We start from the raw sequence: 16,053 nt of genomic DNA, 5'->3' as shown, positions 1-16,053 counted from the left end.
TACTCCAGGAGGAGACACATGATTCGTAGGGGGAATGCGCTCAAGCGCACTGCGGGTGTCGTCATGGCACTCGGACTCGTCGCTACTGCTTGCTCATCGAGCAGCGATGGCGACGCGGACGCAAACACAGGCGACAGCGTCGCTGTCGAAGCACCGGTGGACACCGAAGTTGTCGAGTCGACCCAGTCCGAAGGCGGCACGCTCGCCGCCGTTCAGGCTGCCGGCACCCTCGAATGCGGCGGCAACGACACGCTCCCGGGCTTCGGTATCATCGACTCCGACGGCGCATTCAGCGGCTTCGACATCGACTTCTGCAAGGTCATCGCCGCAGCGGTGCTCGGCGATTCCGAGGCCATCAACGTCACTCCGCTCGTTGCGGCACAGCGTTTCCCAACGCTGCAATCCGGCGAAATCGACGTGCTCATCCGCAACACCACCTGGACGGCATCGCGCGACGGCGCCGAGCAGGCCAACTTCCTGAGGACCACCTTCTACGATGGTCAGGGCTTCATGGTGCGGTCCGACAGCGGCATTGCATCACTCGAAGACGCTGCCAACACCACGATCTGTGTGCTCCAAGGCACGACGACACTGTTGAACCTGAACGCTGTGTTGGGCGACCGGGGCATCCCGTTCACCCCGCTCGAGTTCGAGTCGAACGACGAACTGCAGCCCGCCTTCGTGGCCGAGCAGTGCGAAGTGTGGACCTCGGACGCCTCGCAGCTCGCTTCGTTTGCAGCAACGCTCGACATTGACACGACGGTGCTCCCCGACATCATCTCGAAGGAGCCGCTCGGCCCCGTCGTTGCTGATGGTGACACCGAGTGGGCCCAGGTCGTCAACTGGGCAGTCATGGCCGCGATCCAAGCTGAGGAATTCGGCATCACCTCCGCCAACATCGACAGCTTCGCCGACAGCGAGGATTCCGGCATTCGCCGCTTCCTCGGGCTGCCGATCGAAGACGACGACGGCAACTCGGTCGTCGCAGAAGTCGGCTTGGGTCTGCCCACCGACTTCGCCACCAACATCATCAGCCAGGTCGGCAACTACGGCGAGATCTTCGAGCGCAACCTGGCGCCCCTCGGTCTCGAGCGCGGACCCAACGCCTTGTGGACCGAAGGCGGGCTCATGTACGTGCCTCCGTTCCGTTGATCAGATAGTTCCGAACTGAGGGGTCGGTTGCCGCAGAACTGCGGCGACCGACCCTTCGTCTGGTCTTATGCTCGAACGGCTACTCCGACTCATCCTGATCCTGGCGATCCTCGCCGGGATCTACATCGCCGTCTGGTCTGCGCGCCGATCTGCGAAGGGCAGCGCCGGCGGTCCACCACCGTGGCGCGACACCAAAGTCCTCATCATCGCGGCACAGGTCGCTGCGCTTGGCGTCATCTTGTCGGTCGGTGACTACCTGTGGGCCAACTTCCGTGCTCGCACCGACGAGATCGGTCTCGAACTCAACTTCGACTTTCTCGATCAACCCAGTGGCATCTCGATTGCTGACAGCCCACTCGACCCAAACTCGTCAATTCAAAATGCTCTCATCGCAGGTGTCAAGAACACCTTCTTGATCTTCATCGTCGGCATCCCATTGGCCGTCCTGCTCGGGACGTTGATCGGCATCGCCCGGCTGTCGACAAACTGGCTGCTCTCCAAAATCGCCACGGTCTACGTCGAGTTCTTCCGCAACATTCCGACACTGCTCGTCATCGTCTTCACGTGGCAGGCCTTGCTGCTCGGGTTCCCACGCGAGCAGGATTCGTGGCTGATCCGCGGCAGTTCGACTGCAGCCGACAGCGGCCCCCCTTCTCTCGAAGGTCTCTTCATCTTCAACAACAAGCGATTTGCCTTCCCGTCGATCGGCGGTGGCGAGAACTTCGGTGCTTTCCAGGTCGTTTTTCTCGTCGCTGTGGTCGCTGCGGTTGCGATGTGGGTTTGGCGCACACGCAACTTCGACGCCACCGGAACGCCCCACCGTCGAGTGCTGTGGTCGTTCGCGACGCTGCTCGTCATCAGCGTCATCGGCTACTTCGTCCTGGGCGGCCCCTTCTCCATCTCTCGACCCATGATCGAACAGCGCATCGCATCAGGCGGCGTCAAGATGCAGATGCCATATGTCGCTGTCATGTTCGGCCTCGTGTTGTACACGGCGTCGCACATCGCTGAGATCGTCCGCGGATCGATCATGTCAGTCCCCAAAGGCCAAGTCGAAGCAGGCAACGCGCTGGCACTGTCCGGATTCCAGCGCTACCGCTTCGTCGTACTGCCCCAGGCCTTCCGGGTGGCATTCCCGCCGCTGATCAATCAGTTCCTCAACTACACCAAGAACACATCGCTGGCCATCGCCGTCGGCTTTGCTGAGACGACCGGCGTCATCCAGAACCTCTTCGGCCAGTCGCGCCCGGCGCCGCAGCTCTTGCTGATTCTCATGCTGATCTACCTGGCCTTCTCGCTGATCCTGTCGGCGATCGGCAACCTCATCAACCGTCGACTCCAGATCGTCGGGCGGTAAGTCATGGTCTCGAGTGAGTCCACAGCCGAAACGGCATATCTCGGAGCTGAAATCGCACAAGCGCTCACTGCCGATCGTCCGCTGCATTCCGATCAGACCCCCAGCCAGTGGGTCAAGAACAACCTGTTCAGCTCCGTGCTCAACACTGCGATCACCGTGGTGTCGGCCGCATTCGCCGGCGCGATCCTGTACTTCGGCATTCGGTGGGCAATCAACGTCGAATGGGAGATCGTGCGGGCGAACCTCCGCAACTTCATGATCGGGCAGTTCCCGAAGGACGAGTTGTGGCGGCCCTGGGCGGGCGGACTCACGCTCGTCGCCGCCGTCGGTTTGGGTTCGGCCGGTATGGCCCGAACTTCATTCGACGACGCCACCGAGAAGGGCTTGCCCGCAGAGCGACCGACCTGGACGGCGCTGCTGCGTCGCTTCTGGCCGATCCTCGCATTCATCTTCCTCGTGTTGACCTTCACTCGGACAATCCAGCCGACACTCGGCGTCCTCGCCGGCCTCGGATTGTTCGTTGCAGGACGCCTGATCGGATGGCAGCTCCCGAGCGGCATTCGTCGCTTCTCGCCACACATCATCGGAGTCGGCCTCGTGGCACTGTCCACGATCGTCGCTGGCTCCGGCGGGCTCGTCGCACTCTTGGGGGGTTTGGTCGGTGCGCTGATCCTTGCGACGGCAATCGGTGACAGCATTGATCGGACGTCGGCGACCGGCACGGTGGTGGCGTTGGCCCTGCCGCTGCTCGGTGGCGCGGTCGTCTGGTTCGTCATGTCGACGATCGACAGCTTCGGCTATGGCTGGAAGGACTGGGGCGGGCTCTACCTCACCTTGTTCGTGACGGTGGCCGGTATCTCGACCGGCATGCCGCTCGGCATTCTGCTCGCCATCGGCCGGCGTTCACAGCTACCCATCATCAAGGGCTTCTGCGTCACGTTCATCGAGTTCGTTCGTGGTGTGCCGTTGATCTCCCTGCTGTTCTTCTCGGGCTTCATGCTGCCGCTGTTGTTCCCGCCCGCTGCGACGATCCCCGACGGCACCACTCGAGCGATGATCGTCATCACACTGTTCTCGGCGGCGTACATCGCCGAGATTGTCCGTGGCGGCCTGCAAGCAGTGCCGAAGGGCCAAACCGAAGCCGCCCAGGCCCAGGGGCTGTCGGCCGGCAAGATTCAGCGTCTGATCGTGATGCCACAGGCGCTCCGAGCGGTCATCCCGGCGATGGTCGGGCAGTTCATCTCACTGTTCAAGGACACCTCACTGCTCGCCATCATCGGTGTGGCCGAGTTCCTCCAGATCGCCACCATCGCCAACACGCAGCAGGAGTTTCTGGGTAAGGGTCTCCAACCAGTCACCTACGCATTCGTCGCCGTTGGGTACTGGGCGTTCGCGTACACGATGTCGAAGGAGAGCCGCCGGCTCGAAACCCGACTGGGAGTGGGGACACGATGATCAACGCCGGCAGCGAAGCCACGCAGAACGAAGGGAGTCGCCTGTGAGCGATACCACCATCAACGCCGATGCCACGCAGATCCTCGGCGGCGGCGAAGCCATCATCGAGGTCGAAGATGTCGACAAGCTGTTCGGCGACTTTCAAGCGCTGACGAACATCAACATGCGAGTCGGCTCACAAGAAGTCGTCGTCATCATCGGACCGTCGGGTTCGGGTAAGTCGACCTTGATCCGCTGCATCAACCGGCTCGAACGTCACGACCGAGGCCGTATCTCCGTCGATGGCATCGAACTGTCCGACGACATTCGCAATATCCAAGAGATTCGACGCGAGACCGGAATGGTCTTCCAAAGCTTCAATCTTTTCCCTCACCTGACCGTGATTGACAACATCACATTGGCACCCAGGCAGGTCCGCAACATGCCCAAGCGCGAGGCGGAGGAGAGCGCGATGGAACTCCTTGAGAGGGTCAAGATCCCTGAGCAGGCCCGCAAGTACCCCGGTCAACTCTCAGGTGGCCAGCAACAGCGAGTAGCGATTGCCCGGTCGCTGGCGATGAAGCCAAAAGTCATCCTGTTCGATGAACCGACATCGGCGCTCGATCCCGAAATGATCAAGGAAGTACTCGACACGATGAAGGATCTCGCCGTGGAGGGCATGACCATGATCTGTGTCACTCACGAAATGGGCTTTGCCCGCGAGGTGGCAGACCGTGTCGTGTTCATGGCCGATGGTCAGATCGTCGAAGTCGGGACACCCGAACACTTCTTCGATAACCCACAGGAGGAGCGCACGAAGCTCTTCCTCAGCCAGATCCTGTAACCCGCGTCCTTCGCCCGACTCGACGATCAGCGCACCATTCGGTAGATCCCGCTGGCTGCCCGCCTCGTTTGGTCCGCCTGCAACCCGAGGGGCGACAAGCTACGACGGCTGGCTGCTGGCCCAGGCGGTGGCAAGTTTCGTGTATCGGCCGTCGAGGGCGAGCAGTTCGTCGTGTGAGCCGAGTTCGACGAGCTCCCCAGCGTCGATGACCGCAATTCGGTCGGCGCGTTGAATGGTCGACAGCCGGTGAGCGACCACGATCGTGGTCCGCCCGTTCATCAGCGATTCGAGGGCCTGCTCCACAACGGCTTCGGTGCCAGGGTCGAGGTTGCTGGTCGCCTCGTCGAGCACCAGCACGGCCGGGTCGACCAACGCTGCGCGTGCCAAGGAGACCAGCTGCCGCTCCCCTGCCGACAGTCGTGAGCCGCGCTCCCGCACCTCGGTGTGGATGCCGTCCTCGAACTGCTCGAACCGGTCGAGAGCGCCGATCGCTGCAAGTGCCTTGCTCACCTCAGCGTCGGTGGCCGCGGCGCGCGCGACGCGGACGTTGTCCGCGATCGTGCCTCCGAACAGGTAGCCCTCCTGAGGAACGACGACCACCCGGTCGCGTAGCGATGCCAGAGTCGCGTCGCGCAGATCGACGCCACCGAAGGTGATCGTGCCGTCGGTCGGGTCGTACAAGCGGGCCATCAGCTTCGCGAGGGTCGACTTGCCAGACCCCGTGGAACCGACCACCGCTAATCGTTCGCCATCTGCAACGCTGATCGACACGTCGTCGAGGACCTTCGCTTCGGTCTCGGGGTAGCGAAACCCGACTCCGGCGACGGTGACAGCACCGGCGGCCGGTAACACCTGCTTGCCATCCAGGAGGTCTGGCGTGGTGTCCAGGATCCCGAAGAGCTTGCTGAGCGATGCCGCTGACGATTGCACCGTGTTGTACAGCTGACTGAGCTGCTGGACCGGTTCGAAGAGTTGTGCAAGCAGCAGCACGACTGCAATCACGGTGCCGATGCTGACGTCACCGCGGTTGACGAGCCACCCTCCGATGCCGATTGCCAAGGCGGAGGCGATAATGCCTGCTGCCTCGACGAGTCCGAAGAACCAGGTTGACACCCGCAGGCTGTGGATGTGCGACTGGTACAAGCCGCGGTTCGACGTTTCGAAGCGTCGGACCTGCTCCGGCTCCCTGGCGTATGCCTGGATGACACGGACACCGGCGATGCCCTCTTGCAGGGTCGACAAGTTCTGACCGACCTGTTCACGTACATCGAGATACGCGGCATTCGAGTCGCGCTGGAACTTGCGCGCAGCGATGACCAGGACGGGAAAGACGAGGAGCGCGACGATGGTCAACTGCCAGCTCAACACCAGGAGCAAGATGAAGGAGAACGTCACGAGGAGCCCGGCACCGACAAACTGCAGGAGGCCCCACTGCACCAGCTCGGCCATCGACTCGATGTCTGCGGTCATTCGGGCAACGAGCACGCCGGATTTGTTGCGATCGAAAAAGGCCAACGACTGTTTCTGCATGTGTCCGAACACGCGCACGCGCAGCAGTCTGAGGAATCCTTCGCCAGCTCGGTTGATGAACACGTACTGCTGGCGCGATGCAAGATACGCGGCTGCGACGACGCAGATGTACATGATGACGGCATTGCGAACAACGCCGCGGTCGAGCTGTCGAATACCACTGTCGATGCCGTACTTGACGATCACCGGACCGAGCAGCAGCCCGAGCGTGGTGATCGAGGAGAATCCGATCGCCGCCATCACGGTCCGTTTGAACGGAGCGGCCATTCGAGCTGCGCGACGAATGACTTGCCGAGCCTCGTCAGTGTCCAGACGATCGTCTTCGTCGATTGCGTTCATCGCCCACATCAGTCCGCGCCTCCGTCAGGTGAGCTGCCTGCAGGTACAGACGCATCGTCAGGCCGATCCATAGCGGCGAGCACGTCGCGGTAGCGCTGGTCGGTGGCGAGTAGCTCGTCATGGGTGCCAATCGCTGCGACGCGGCCCCCGTCGAGTAGCGCGACCCGATCTGCCAGGGCAATCGTGCCCGGTCGATGCGCAATGACGATGGTCGTGCGGCCATCCATCACCGTCGACATCGCGGATCGAATCTCGTGCTCTTTTGACGGGTCGACAGCAGAGGTTGCGTCGTCGAGCACCAACACTCGCGGGTCGGCCAAGATGGCCCGGGCGATGGCAATGCGCTGGCGCTGGCCGCCGGACAGCGAGTAACCGCGCTCACCCAACCGGGTGTCGTATGCGTCAGGCAGCCCCATGATGAAATCGTGTGCTCCAGCCAACCGAGCCGCGCTCTCGACCGTTGCCTGGTCGGTATCGGGGTGGGCGAACGCAATGTTGGCGCTCACCGAATCATGGAACAGCAGTGTGTCTTCGAAGACAATGCCGACGGCTTGACGTAGCTCGTGCAACGTGAGGTCGCGGATATCGACGCCATCGATCTGGATCGACCCGGCGTCGACGTCGTAGAACCGGATGAGTAGACGGGCGACCGTTGACTTGCCGGATCCAGTGCCTCCCACCAAAGCAATCGATTGTCCTGCCTCCAGCTCCAGCTCGAAGCCGGTGAGCACGGGGAGTTCCGGTGCATATCCGAAGTCAAGATTGCCGAAGCTGACAGCACCAAGGCCCGTGCCGGTTGGAAGCGTCGTTGGATCGGTGGCGTCGCTCACGGTGGGCACGGTGTCGAGCACCTCGTTGACCCGTTCGATCGCTGCAGCGGCGCGTTGGCCCCAGGCAATGGCCATGCCCAGCATGCGTAAGGGCGCCACGAGGAGCGCGACGTAGAAGTTGAACTGCACGAGTTGACCAAGCGTGAGGTCACCCTCGATGACCTGAATGCCACCCACGCCGAGCACGGCGATGAGGCCGATCTGCGGCAGGAGCTCGATTGCCGGCAGAAACTTCGCCCGAATGCGCGCTGCCTCAATCGACACCCGACGGATGTCGTCTGCTTCCTTGCTCAGCTTGTCCGCCTGCACCTGCTCCGCACCGAAGCCCTTGACGACGCGAATGCCGCCGATTGACTCCTCGACGACAGTGGCCAGCTCGGCCTGCTCGGCTTGCACGGCCTGTACAGCAGGGTGGATGGAGTGGGAGAAACGTCGGCCGGCCCAGTTGACAAACGGCAGCGGGGCAAGGGCCACCAGAGCGAGGAATGGGTTGGTGATGACCAGGATCACGGTGACCACCAGGATCATCGCCAGGTTCGACGCGGTGATTGGAATCATCACAACGAACTGCTGAATTTGCTGCAGGTCGCTCGACGAGCGGCTCATCAGCTGGCCGGTCTGGGCTCGGTCGTGATATCCGACGTGGAGCGACATGATGTGGCCGAACAGCCGCTCGCGTAACTTCGTCTCGGTCCAGCGCGCCTCGCGAAACGCGTAGAACCGTCGGAAGGCGGTGAAGAACCCGACGATGACTCCTGCGCAGGCGATGAATCCGGCCCACATCCAGACGTTGTCGTCGCCTTCGATGCCCCGGTCGATGCCGAGTCCGACGAGTCGCGGCACGGCGACCTTGCCTGCCATCCACGCCAATCCGATGACGGTGCCGATGATCAGGTTGCGTCGCTGCTCTGACAACGTGGCTGTCAGCAGCCCCCAACGACCCTTGGCGCGAATTCTGGGTTCAGCATCCGCCATCGTTCAGTGCGCCGCTCAGCTCAAGAGCTCAGTGACGCGGCCCTTTGGTCGGCCGATGATGGCCACCTGCTTGGTGACGACAACGGGGCGCTGGAGCAGCTGCTTGTGTTTGACGAGAATGTCCACGATCTGGTCGTCGGTGGCCACATCGTCGTCGGTCAGCTCGAGCTTCTTGAACTTGCTGTCGCGTCGGACCAGGTCGGTGGCTGGGTCTTCGAGTTTGGCGATGATGCCACGAATCTCGTCAGCGTCCGGCGGGTTCTTGATGTAGTTGACCGTCTCGAAGTCGACGCCGAGTTCTTCTGCAATGCGCACGGCATTGACTGAAGAGTTTCAATGCTGGTTGTGATAGATCCGAACATCAGCCATATGGATCAGAATAGAACCCGGGCGGCGCCGCAGCCCCATCGGTTGTTCTGTAGAGATGGCGACCTCAGGGTGGCCGTCAGTCGAGCGTGACTTCGTTGATCGCACCGGTGGTCACGTCGTAGACGAAACCGCGCATGTACGTGGCGTCGACAAACGGCGTGACCAGCAGTCGCTGCATTGACTGGCGGACGTCTGCGTAGGGGTCAACGAAGGATTCGACAGACCACCGTGGCTTGATACCGAGCTCGGCTTCGAGCTGATTCTTGAAGCCATCGTCGGTGACCTTCTCCAGGCCGCAGTCGGTGTGGTGCACCAGGACAATTTCACGGGTGCCGAGTGCGCGCTGACTGAGACACAGCGAGCGGATCACGTCGTCGGACACGATCCCGCCAGCATTGCGGATGATGTGCGCCTCGCCGTTTTCCAGCCCGAGCAACTTGAACGTGTCCATCCGGGAATCCATGCAGGCCACAACCGCCATCTGACGCATCGGTGCGACCTGCAGATCGTGGTCCGAGAAGTTCGCAGCGAACTCAGAGTTCAGTTCGACAAGTTCGTCGGTGGTGGGTGTGAAGTCACTCATCGCGCTGACCGTACTGCGCAACGCCGTGACCTGCTCAACACTGTGACAGCACGTCTCTATGGTCGCGATCACCGACTCCCTCCTGGCATTTCATCCATCGCGTTCGTCCCGCGGTGCGGCACGCACCAACGAGCGCATTCAGGAGGTCTCATGTTTCCATCAATGTCGTTCAGCAATCTGCCGCGTGCTCACATCGATCCGATCGAGGCACCGCTGGTCGCTCTCCGACTCATCTTGATGATGGTTGACCCCGAGGCATCGGCCGAAACGCTGGTGCTGACCCTCGACCACCGGCGATGCGGTGTGAGCATCACTCACGTGTCGGGGACCGACGACCCCGATGCCGTGCTCGGCGTCATCGACGCACTTGCAGAGTCGGCACGGTCATCGCTCGGTGTCGCCGGTCTTGTCGTTGCCTCGATTCGACCGAACGTCGACCTCGAGATCAGCGACCTGGCCCGATGGCACGAAGCCGACCGATCATGCTGGGAGTCCGACATTGAGCTCGTCGAGTGGTTTGTGGTCGGCACGTCGGTCTCATGCCCACGTGAGTTCTGTGGCGTTCCGGCGCGATGGCCGCGCTGATCAGTCGTGCGTCGTTGGGGTGGGCTCCGCCTTGTGGGCGCGCCGTTGCGCCGGCGACAGCCGAAGTCCGGCACTGCGCAATCGACGAAGGAGTTCTCGACTCTCAACCGGCGTGGCGCCCGTGCTGATCATCTGGGCCCGATACGACTCCGGGATGTCGTAGTGGTCGCCGTGGAAGCCGCGGCGCGGGATGCCAACCAGATCGGCGAAGTCGTGCAGCTCGTCGTACGACACGTCGCTCACCAGGTGACACCATTTTTCGCCACGATGCCACCATCGAGCCTCGTCAATCAGGATCGTCACGGGGTGAAGCCTGCCAGACTGCACGGGTGAACTCACCCTCTTCTTCTCGCGACAACACCCCCGTCGGCCACGAGGCTCCTCCCGGTGTGGCTGAAGTTGCGTGGACCACCCATGTCAGCCTCGACACCGATCTCCTGGAACGGCTCGTCCTTCGACACCGCGAGCGCCAACGCCGGTATCACCGCATCGAACACGTCGAGGCCGTGCTCGGCCACATCGATGAGCTTGCGACCCATGAGTCGATCGACGACCTCAGCGTGGTCGTGGCTGCTGCGCTCTACCACGACGCGATCTACGAGTCGCAGCATCCGGCAAACGAACGAGCAAGCGCTCGCCTGGCGCGGCGTGACCTTATGGCGCTCGGGTGGGACACCTCACGAGCGACTCTGGTTGGCACCATGATCGAGGGAACCAAAACACATGTCGACCCGCCAGATACCGGCACCGCCGTGTTGTTCGATGCCGACCTCGCCATCCTCGGCGCCGACGATGTCGGATACCAAAGGTACGCCTCGAAAATACGCGACGAATACGGCCACCTCGACAACGCTGAGTGGACCGCTGGCCGGACCTCGGTGCTCACAGCGTTTCTCGAACGGCAAACGATCTATGCCACTGCAACCGGACGAGCGCAGTGGGAAGAGGCAGCGCGCGTCAACATCACCGCTGAGCTGGCCGAGTTGACGGTTTGAGCTCCGTTGCCGGCCTGCGACCATCCACGTCCGGAGTCGGCGTCTGAGTGGATCCCTGTGCCGGTTCAGGGTCGCCTGCCTCAATCTCAGCTTGGGCCGACCGTTCGACCGTGGCATAGATCAGGATCGCAGCGGTCGCGATTGCGCCCATCAAGGCCATCGCCTGGCGACGGCCAACCGCCTCGGCAAGCAAACCGAGCGGAAGCGCGGCAATGCCGAACCCGGCGAAGCTCAACTGCAGCAATGACTGCACGCGACCCTGATGCGACGGTTCGGTCAGGTTCAGTGAGATGGCATTTGACAGAGATTGGTATCCGGTCGTGCCGCCACCGATGATGATGACAACGAACACCGCAACCCAGTAGGTCGGCGACAGCGCAAGCGCAACGACGCCCGCACCGAAGATCGTGCCGGTGATTGCCATCACCCTCCACCGTCCTGGCTGATCGGCACGACCAGCGAGCCACAGCCCGACCGCCACAGCACCGATCGATGCCGCCGAACTGATCAGGCCAACCCAACCGTCGTTGTCGAGGTCGAAGGTGTCTTTGACCAATGCCGGAATGAACACGACATAGTTGAAGCCAAACATGATGACAACAAACGAGCTGACGAGCAGTCGACGCAAGTGTGGCCGCGACCGGACGTAGCGCACCCCGTCGATGATCTCAGCCAGCGGCCGCGCCGGGGGGAGGTCGGCGGCAGGCGCAACCCGGGGCAGACGCAGCACAGCGAGGAACGACACGAACGAAAACGCACCGGCAACGAGGTAGGCGCCGCCGATGCCAAAGAATGCGATACCGGCCAAGGCGCCGGCCAACGACGGAGCGACGACACGAGTGCCGTTCATGCTCAAGAGCGACAGGGTGATGGCGTTGCCGAGTTGTTCTCGGCCGACCAACTCGGTGGTGAACGCGACTCGCGCCGGCCCATAGAAGCCGAACGCAGTGCCTTGCACGAGTCCTGCTGCAGCAAGCATCCAGAACTGTTCATTTCCAGAGACAACAGCCACGCCCATCGCGGTGGCGCCTGCGGTGAGCGCGACCTGGCTCCACAGCATCACTGTCCGTTTTGGCAACCGGTCTGCTGCGACACCACCGAGTGGGGTCGCAATCAACATCGTCCCGCCGAACACGAGGTAGACGAGCCCAATGGCGCCGTCGCGCTCGGTGAGTTCCCAGGCGAGAATGCCTCGCAGCAGGAACTGCATCTGCACGGCCATGAACGAGAACGTTCCGGCCCACCACAGACATCGATAGTCGGGCAGCGACAAGGAGACAAAAGACTCCTTCAAACCCGTTCGACCCCCAGCCATCGTCCCATGGTGCCTGATTCAGGCGCGTACGAGTTCAGCGCACCGGTGTGCCATGTGTCAGAGCGCGATCCAGTCGTCGCCGACTCAGGCGCAGCGCCGTCAGCGACGACGTGGTTTCGTGCGCACCGGGATGGGGATCGGCGTCTTGTCGTTGTCACGTTCACCAGAAATCACGGCGCCCGCGGCAGCAGCCACTGCAGCGACGGTGACAATGATGGTGATCAACACGGCTACCACCGTACCCCATTGGCTCCGCAATGTGATTCACTGATCCCATGACCGATCTGGAAACGATGCCGGTGCAGGACACGGACCTGCTCACCGATGAGGCCACTGAAACCGAGGAACCGACCGCAGCGCACATCGTCAAGGTGAAGCGGGGTGAGAATGCTCAGGCCGTGGTGCTCGAGGCCCGGATCATGGGAACGCCGGTCGAAGCACTGTGTGGTTTTACCTGGGTGCCGTCGCGTGACCCGAAGCAGCTCCCCTTGTGCGAGGAATGCAAGGCGATGTACGGGCTCTACAAGGACTTCAACGACGGCTTGAGCGACACACCCAGTGACTGAACCGACGAGCACCGCTGGCTTGCGGATCCGTCAAGCGGTGCGGGCCCTGCTCCTCACTCCGGCCAGCGAAGTCTTGCTCGTTCGCTTCGAGTTTCCGACCCGCCACGTGTGGGCGTTGCCAGGGGGCGGGCTCGACCCTGGCGAGGATCATCTCACTGCCCTGCACCGGGAACTGGCTGAGGAGACCGGGCTCGTGGGCGCCGACGTCGGTCCACACATCTGGACGCGCGAGCACGTGATTCCGTTTCTCGATGGAACGTACGACGGCCAGCGGGACCAGATTCATCTCGTTCGCACCAACCGTTTCGATGCCGTTCCCGCCATCGGGTGGGAGCAGATGCGGGCCGAACGCGTCCACGAGATGCGCTGGTGGGACGTCAATGAGATTTCGTCGCACGCCGAGCGTGTCGCAACCGGCGAGGTGGGCGCGGTCGGTTTTGCGCCAGGTTCTTTCGCGCCCATGTTGCGACAGTTGATCGACGGCGGCATTCCGACCGAGCCGCTGCTGACCGGGGTCTGAGTCAGGCCGAGCCAGTCGCCGCCGTACCTGCGGAACCTGCCGAACCTGCCGAACCTGCGGAAATGGAAGAGTGATGGCTCGTTCGGATGATGCAGGTTTGTTGGGCAACAGCGAGGAGGTCGCCCGTTTCGGACCACATCCGGACTGAGCCGTGCCCGATCGAATGTTGGAATGACTCGGGGATGATTTCGAGCAGTGCCCATTCGGTCTCGAAATCAGTCTGGACGATGCGGAGGGTGTTGTCGATGCTCGTGCCACCGAGTGGCTGGCCCAGTGCGATGCAGAGGCCGAGCGGCACGATGTCTCCGATGAAGGCCAGGCTCGCGGCAGTTCGCAGCGGCTGCCCACGCACTCGACTCCAGACCGCAAGCGGGCACGGCTGGGGTCGCTGATCCTCGCCGAACGCAAATGTGCCGACAGCGACCCGCCTGTCGAGCAAATCAAAGAAGCTGTTCGGCCGGTTCGGAACCGCGTCAAACGGTTCAGCCAACGGGCCACAGTCTTCTGGCGGCGGGACCGACGGCATCGTAAGAAACGTCTCTCGCTTCCCTTCGGGCCGACTGGTGTGGGCACACAGCGAAGACAGCATGAGTTCGCCGTCGACGGATGCATTCACGTGCACCTGCGACGTCGCGCGACCAGCAACCGGTGTGGCCACATCAACGTCGACCACCGTGCCCGGCGCGGTATTGGTCAGGAACTGGGTTGTGATCCACATCAACGGTCGCTCAGTGACGCGCTCGGCAGCCTCGATTGATGCAGCAATGCCGGAACCGCCATAGAGGAAGTCAAAGGGCGTCGACAGTTCGGGTGTCACCGGAAGTTGGAAGTGTGTGGAGCGGTTGCCGTCGGCGAGCCGCAAGAGGTCGAAATGTTCGGTCACGTCGCAGACCGTCGCAGACCGTGTGTCCAGTCGACAAGTCGCACCGCAGTGCGATGCGAGCACTGTGCCAGTGTGTGACCGTGAAGATCGCCGACTGCACCACGTTCGTCATCGGGAACCCGCCGCCTCACCACGGCGGCCGCTACTTCATTGTTGTCAAGCTCACGACGGATACCGGCGTGGTCGGATACGGCGAGATCTATGTCGCGACCGTCGGGCCCCACATCGTTGCGGCAATGGTCACCGACATCGCCGACCGATTGGTCATCGATGCCGACCCGCATCGCATTGAACTGCTGTGGCGGCGGATGTACTCGAGTGGTTACGCGCTACGACCCGACCCGACGCTGGTCGGCATCATGAGCGGCATCGAGATGGCCTGTTGGGACATCGTCGGCAAGGATGCTGGCCGCCCGATCAGCGATCTGCTGGGTGGGCGCGTCCACGATCGGCTCCGCACGTACACCTACCTCTACCCGACGCTCGATCGACCAGATGTGTACGCAGACCCGGCCCAAGCTGCGGACCAGGCCTTGTTCGAAGTCGGGCGCGGGTTCAACGCGGTCAAGTTCGACCCGGCCGGCCCCTACACCGCCTTCGACGGCCACATGCCGAGTCTCGATGACATCGCTCGCTCAGTGGCCTTGACCGGAGCCGTCCGCGAGGCGGTTGGCGATCGAGCCGACCTCCTCTTCGGAACCCACGGCCAGTTCACCGCTGCCGGAGCCATCCGGTTGGCACAGCAGCTCGAACCCTTCGACCCCCTCTGGTTCGAGGAGCCGACGCAACCCGACCTGCCCGAAGAGATGGCACGGGTCGCACGGCAAACGACAATCCCGATTGCGACGGGCGAGCGACTCACGACGATTTCTGAGTTCGCAGCACTTGCTCAGCATCAGGCGGCAGCGATTTGGCAGCCCAATCTCGGGCGTTGCGGCGGCATCTTGGCCGCGAAGAAGATCGCAGCGATCGGCGAAGCCGCAGGCTGCCAGATCGCCCCGCACCTGTACTCGGGTCCGATTCTCGGTGCGGCGAACATCCAATTTGGCGCAACGTTGCCGAACCTGTTGATCGTCGAGGCGATTCAAGACTGGTCCGGCTTCCACGCCGAATTGCTCACCACGCCGCTCGATTGGGAGGACGGCTACGTACGGCCGTCACGAGAACCGGGACTCGGCACCGAGCTGAACGAGGCTGTGGCCCTTGCTCACCCGTACGTGCCCGATCCCGATGACAGCACCGATTTGCATCTCGGTATGCACCCTTCACCGATTCGCTGAGCGATCAGCTCACCGGGTCAGGATGCTCGATCACGGCGTCGGTGGGATCAGCGTCTGATTGAGCGTGTGGACAATTCCATTGTCGGCCTGTTCTGCAGCGGGTACATCAAGGACCTCGGCGTTATCAATCATGATCGTTGACTCCGAGACGGCGACAAGCCGTTCGACGTCGTCCTCGAAAGTGATCTCTTCTCCATCGACGAAATCATCCCGCTCAAGCTTTTCGCCGCGCAGCACGTGAGCATTCACGAAGTCCTTGGCAGTGGCCTCATCTGTCAAGTCCGGTGCGTCGGTCAACTGCTTCATAGCTTCGTCATATGGCGCCATGATCGTAAAGGGGCCCGGGCCTTTGAGGTCGCTCTCCAGCCCGGCCACGATAATTGCCTGGTTGAACAACGAGAGGTCCTCGCGATTCTGAATGATCTCCAGCACAGTTTCGGGTTCGGGCGTGGTCGTAGTTGTTTCGGGCGTGGTCGTAGTTGTTTCGGGCGTGGTC

Annotated in this window: 18 protein-coding genes; 9 read left to right on the top strand and 9 right to left on the bottom strand. The window is 62.4% G+C overall.

Annotation, left to right across the window (positions count from 1 at the left end; all coding sequences use genetic code 11):
* Nucleotides 1–63 precede the first annotated feature (63 nt).
* From ACH2DW_RS09500 to ACH2DW_RS09485, 4 genes are all read left to right on the top strand, one after another.
* Nucleotides 64–1,152, top strand: coding sequence for an amino acid ABC transporter substrate-binding protein (locus tag ACH2DW_RS09500; protein ID WP_394929502.1), 1,089 nt, complete (start codon nt 64–66; stop codon nt 1,150–1,152).
* 67 nt (nt 1,153–1,219) lie between these two features.
* A complete protein-coding gene (locus tag ACH2DW_RS09495; protein ID WP_394929501.1) occupies nt 1,220–2,509 on the top strand; it encodes an ABC transporter permease subunit in 1,290 nt (429 codons plus the stop codon).
* A gap of 3 nt (nt 2,510–2,512) precedes the next feature.
* On the top strand, nt 2,513–3,964 hold the full coding sequence (locus ACH2DW_RS09490) for an ABC transporter permease subunit (RefSeq protein ID WP_394929500.1): 1,452 nt from the start codon (nt 2,513–2,515) through the stop codon (nt 3,962–3,964).
* Between the two features lie 79 nt (nt 3,965–4,043).
* Nucleotides 4,044–4,787, top strand: a complete 744-nt coding sequence (locus tag ACH2DW_RS09485; protein WP_394929530.1) for an amino acid ABC transporter ATP-binding protein — start codon at nt 4,044–4,046, stop codon at nt 4,785–4,787.
* A 99-nt stretch (nt 4,788–4,886) separates the two neighbouring features.
* Here ACH2DW_RS09485 and ACH2DW_RS09480 read toward each other — a convergent pair whose 3' ends face one another.
* The 4 genes from ACH2DW_RS09480 to ACH2DW_RS09465 all read right to left on the bottom strand — a co-directional run bounded on the left by ACH2DW_RS09480 (nt 4,887) and on the right by ACH2DW_RS09465 (nt 9,413).
* Nucleotides 4,887–6,656 carry an ABC transporter ATP-binding protein gene (locus ACH2DW_RS09480; RefSeq protein WP_394929499.1) on the bottom strand — a complete coding sequence of 590 codons (1,770 nt, stop codon included), beginning with the start codon at nt 6,654–6,656 and terminating at the stop codon, nt 4,887–4,889.
* A gap of 8 nt (nt 6,657–6,664) precedes the next feature.
* Complete coding sequence (locus ACH2DW_RS09475) at nt 6,665–8,461, bottom strand: ABC transporter ATP-binding protein (protein ID WP_394929498.1); 1,797 nt, start codon at nt 8,459–8,461, stop codon at nt 6,665–6,667.
* Nucleotides 8,462–8,476: 15 nt separating this feature from the next.
* Complete coding sequence (locus ACH2DW_RS09470; RefSeq protein ID WP_394929497.1) at nt 8,477–8,776, bottom strand: arsenate reductase family protein; 300 nt, start codon at nt 8,774–8,776, stop codon at nt 8,477–8,479.
* Nucleotides 8,777–8,906: 130 nt separating this feature from the next.
* On the bottom strand, nt 8,907–9,413 hold the full coding sequence (locus ACH2DW_RS09465) for a beta-class carbonic anhydrase (RefSeq protein ID WP_394929496.1): 507 nt from the start codon (nt 9,411–9,413) through the stop codon (nt 8,907–8,909).
* A 162-nt stretch (nt 9,414–9,575) separates the two neighbouring features.
* On the opposite strand from ACH2DW_RS09465, the gene ACH2DW_RS09460 reads away from it, so the two are divergent.
* Nucleotides 9,576–9,998 carry a hypothetical protein gene (locus ACH2DW_RS09460; protein ID WP_394929495.1) on the top strand — a complete coding sequence of 141 codons (423 nt, stop codon included), beginning with the start codon at nt 9,576–9,578 and terminating at the stop codon, nt 9,996–9,998.
* On the opposite strand, the gene ACH2DW_RS09455 is transcribed toward ACH2DW_RS09460, so the two are convergent.
* On the bottom strand, nt 9,999–10,301 hold the full coding sequence (locus ACH2DW_RS09455; RefSeq protein WP_394929494.1) for a DUF4031 domain-containing protein: 303 nt from the start codon (nt 10,299–10,301) through the stop codon (nt 9,999–10,001).
* A gap of 26 nt (nt 10,302–10,327) precedes the next feature.
* Here ACH2DW_RS09455 and ACH2DW_RS09450 point away from each other — a divergent pair, with 26 nt between their 5' ends.
* Entirely contained in the window at nt 10,328–10,993 is a 666-nt protein-coding gene (locus tag ACH2DW_RS09450) for a metal-dependent phosphohydrolase (protein ID WP_394929493.1), read from the top strand.
* On the opposite strand, the gene ACH2DW_RS09445 is transcribed toward ACH2DW_RS09450, so the two are convergent.
* Together ACH2DW_RS09445 and ACH2DW_RS09440 are read right to left on the bottom strand one after the other, a co-directional pair.
* Entirely contained in the window at nt 10,962–12,308 is a 1,347-nt protein-coding gene (locus ACH2DW_RS09445) for an MFS transporter (RefSeq protein WP_394929492.1), read from the bottom strand. The two genes, ACH2DW_RS09450 and ACH2DW_RS09445, sit on opposite strands and share 32 nt — an antisense overlap.
* A gap of 99 nt (nt 12,309–12,407) precedes the next feature.
* Nucleotides 12,408–12,536 carry a hypothetical protein gene (locus ACH2DW_RS09440; RefSeq protein WP_394929491.1) on the bottom strand — a complete coding sequence of 43 codons (129 nt, stop codon included), beginning with the start codon at nt 12,534–12,536 and terminating at the stop codon, nt 12,408–12,410.
* Between the two features lie 47 nt (nt 12,537–12,583).
* Between ACH2DW_RS09440 and ACH2DW_RS09435 the strand changes: the two genes are divergently transcribed.
* Nucleotides 12,584–12,874 carry a DUF3039 domain-containing protein gene (locus tag ACH2DW_RS09435; RefSeq protein ID WP_394929490.1) on the top strand — a complete coding sequence of 97 codons (291 nt, stop codon included), beginning with the start codon at nt 12,584–12,586 and terminating at the stop codon, nt 12,872–12,874.
* The gene (locus tag ACH2DW_RS09430; RefSeq protein WP_394929489.1) at nt 12,867–13,394 is read left to right on the top strand and encodes an NUDIX domain-containing protein; all 528 of its coding nucleotides are present in this window, start codon (nt 12,867–12,869) and stop codon (nt 13,392–13,394) included. Before ACH2DW_RS09435 ends, ACH2DW_RS09430 begins: the two co-directional genes overlap by 8 nt.
* 1 nt (nt 13,395) lies before the next feature.
* Here the strand turns inward: ACH2DW_RS09430 and ACH2DW_RS09425 are convergent, their stop codons facing one another.
* Complete coding sequence (locus tag ACH2DW_RS09425; RefSeq protein WP_394929488.1) at nt 13,396–14,277, bottom strand: acyl-CoA thioesterase; 882 nt, start codon at nt 14,275–14,277, stop codon at nt 13,396–13,398.
* A gap of 80 nt (nt 14,278–14,357) precedes the next feature.
* On the opposite strand from ACH2DW_RS09425, the gene ACH2DW_RS09420 reads away from it, so the two are divergent.
* Nucleotides 14,358–15,557 carry a mandelate racemase/muconate lactonizing enzyme family protein gene (locus ACH2DW_RS09420; protein ID WP_394929487.1) on the top strand — a complete coding sequence of 400 codons (1,200 nt, stop codon included), beginning with the start codon at nt 14,358–14,360 and terminating at the stop codon, nt 15,555–15,557.
* A 30-nt stretch (nt 15,558–15,587) separates the two neighbouring features.
* Here the strand turns inward: ACH2DW_RS09420 and ACH2DW_RS09415 are convergent.
* Nucleotides 15,588–16,053 (bottom strand): fasciclin domain-containing protein (locus ACH2DW_RS09415; protein WP_394929486.1); only part of this gene is annotated, 466 nt, incomplete at its 5' end.

The organism is uncultured Ilumatobacter sp. (genome assembly GCF_963980585.1).
In the GTDB taxonomy this organism is placed as follows: Bacteria; Actinomycetota; Acidimicrobiia; order Acidimicrobiales; family Ilumatobacteraceae; genus Ilumatobacter_A.
Note: the sequence above shows the minus strand (reverse complement) of the source record. Positions and strands in the feature narration are given on the sequence as shown.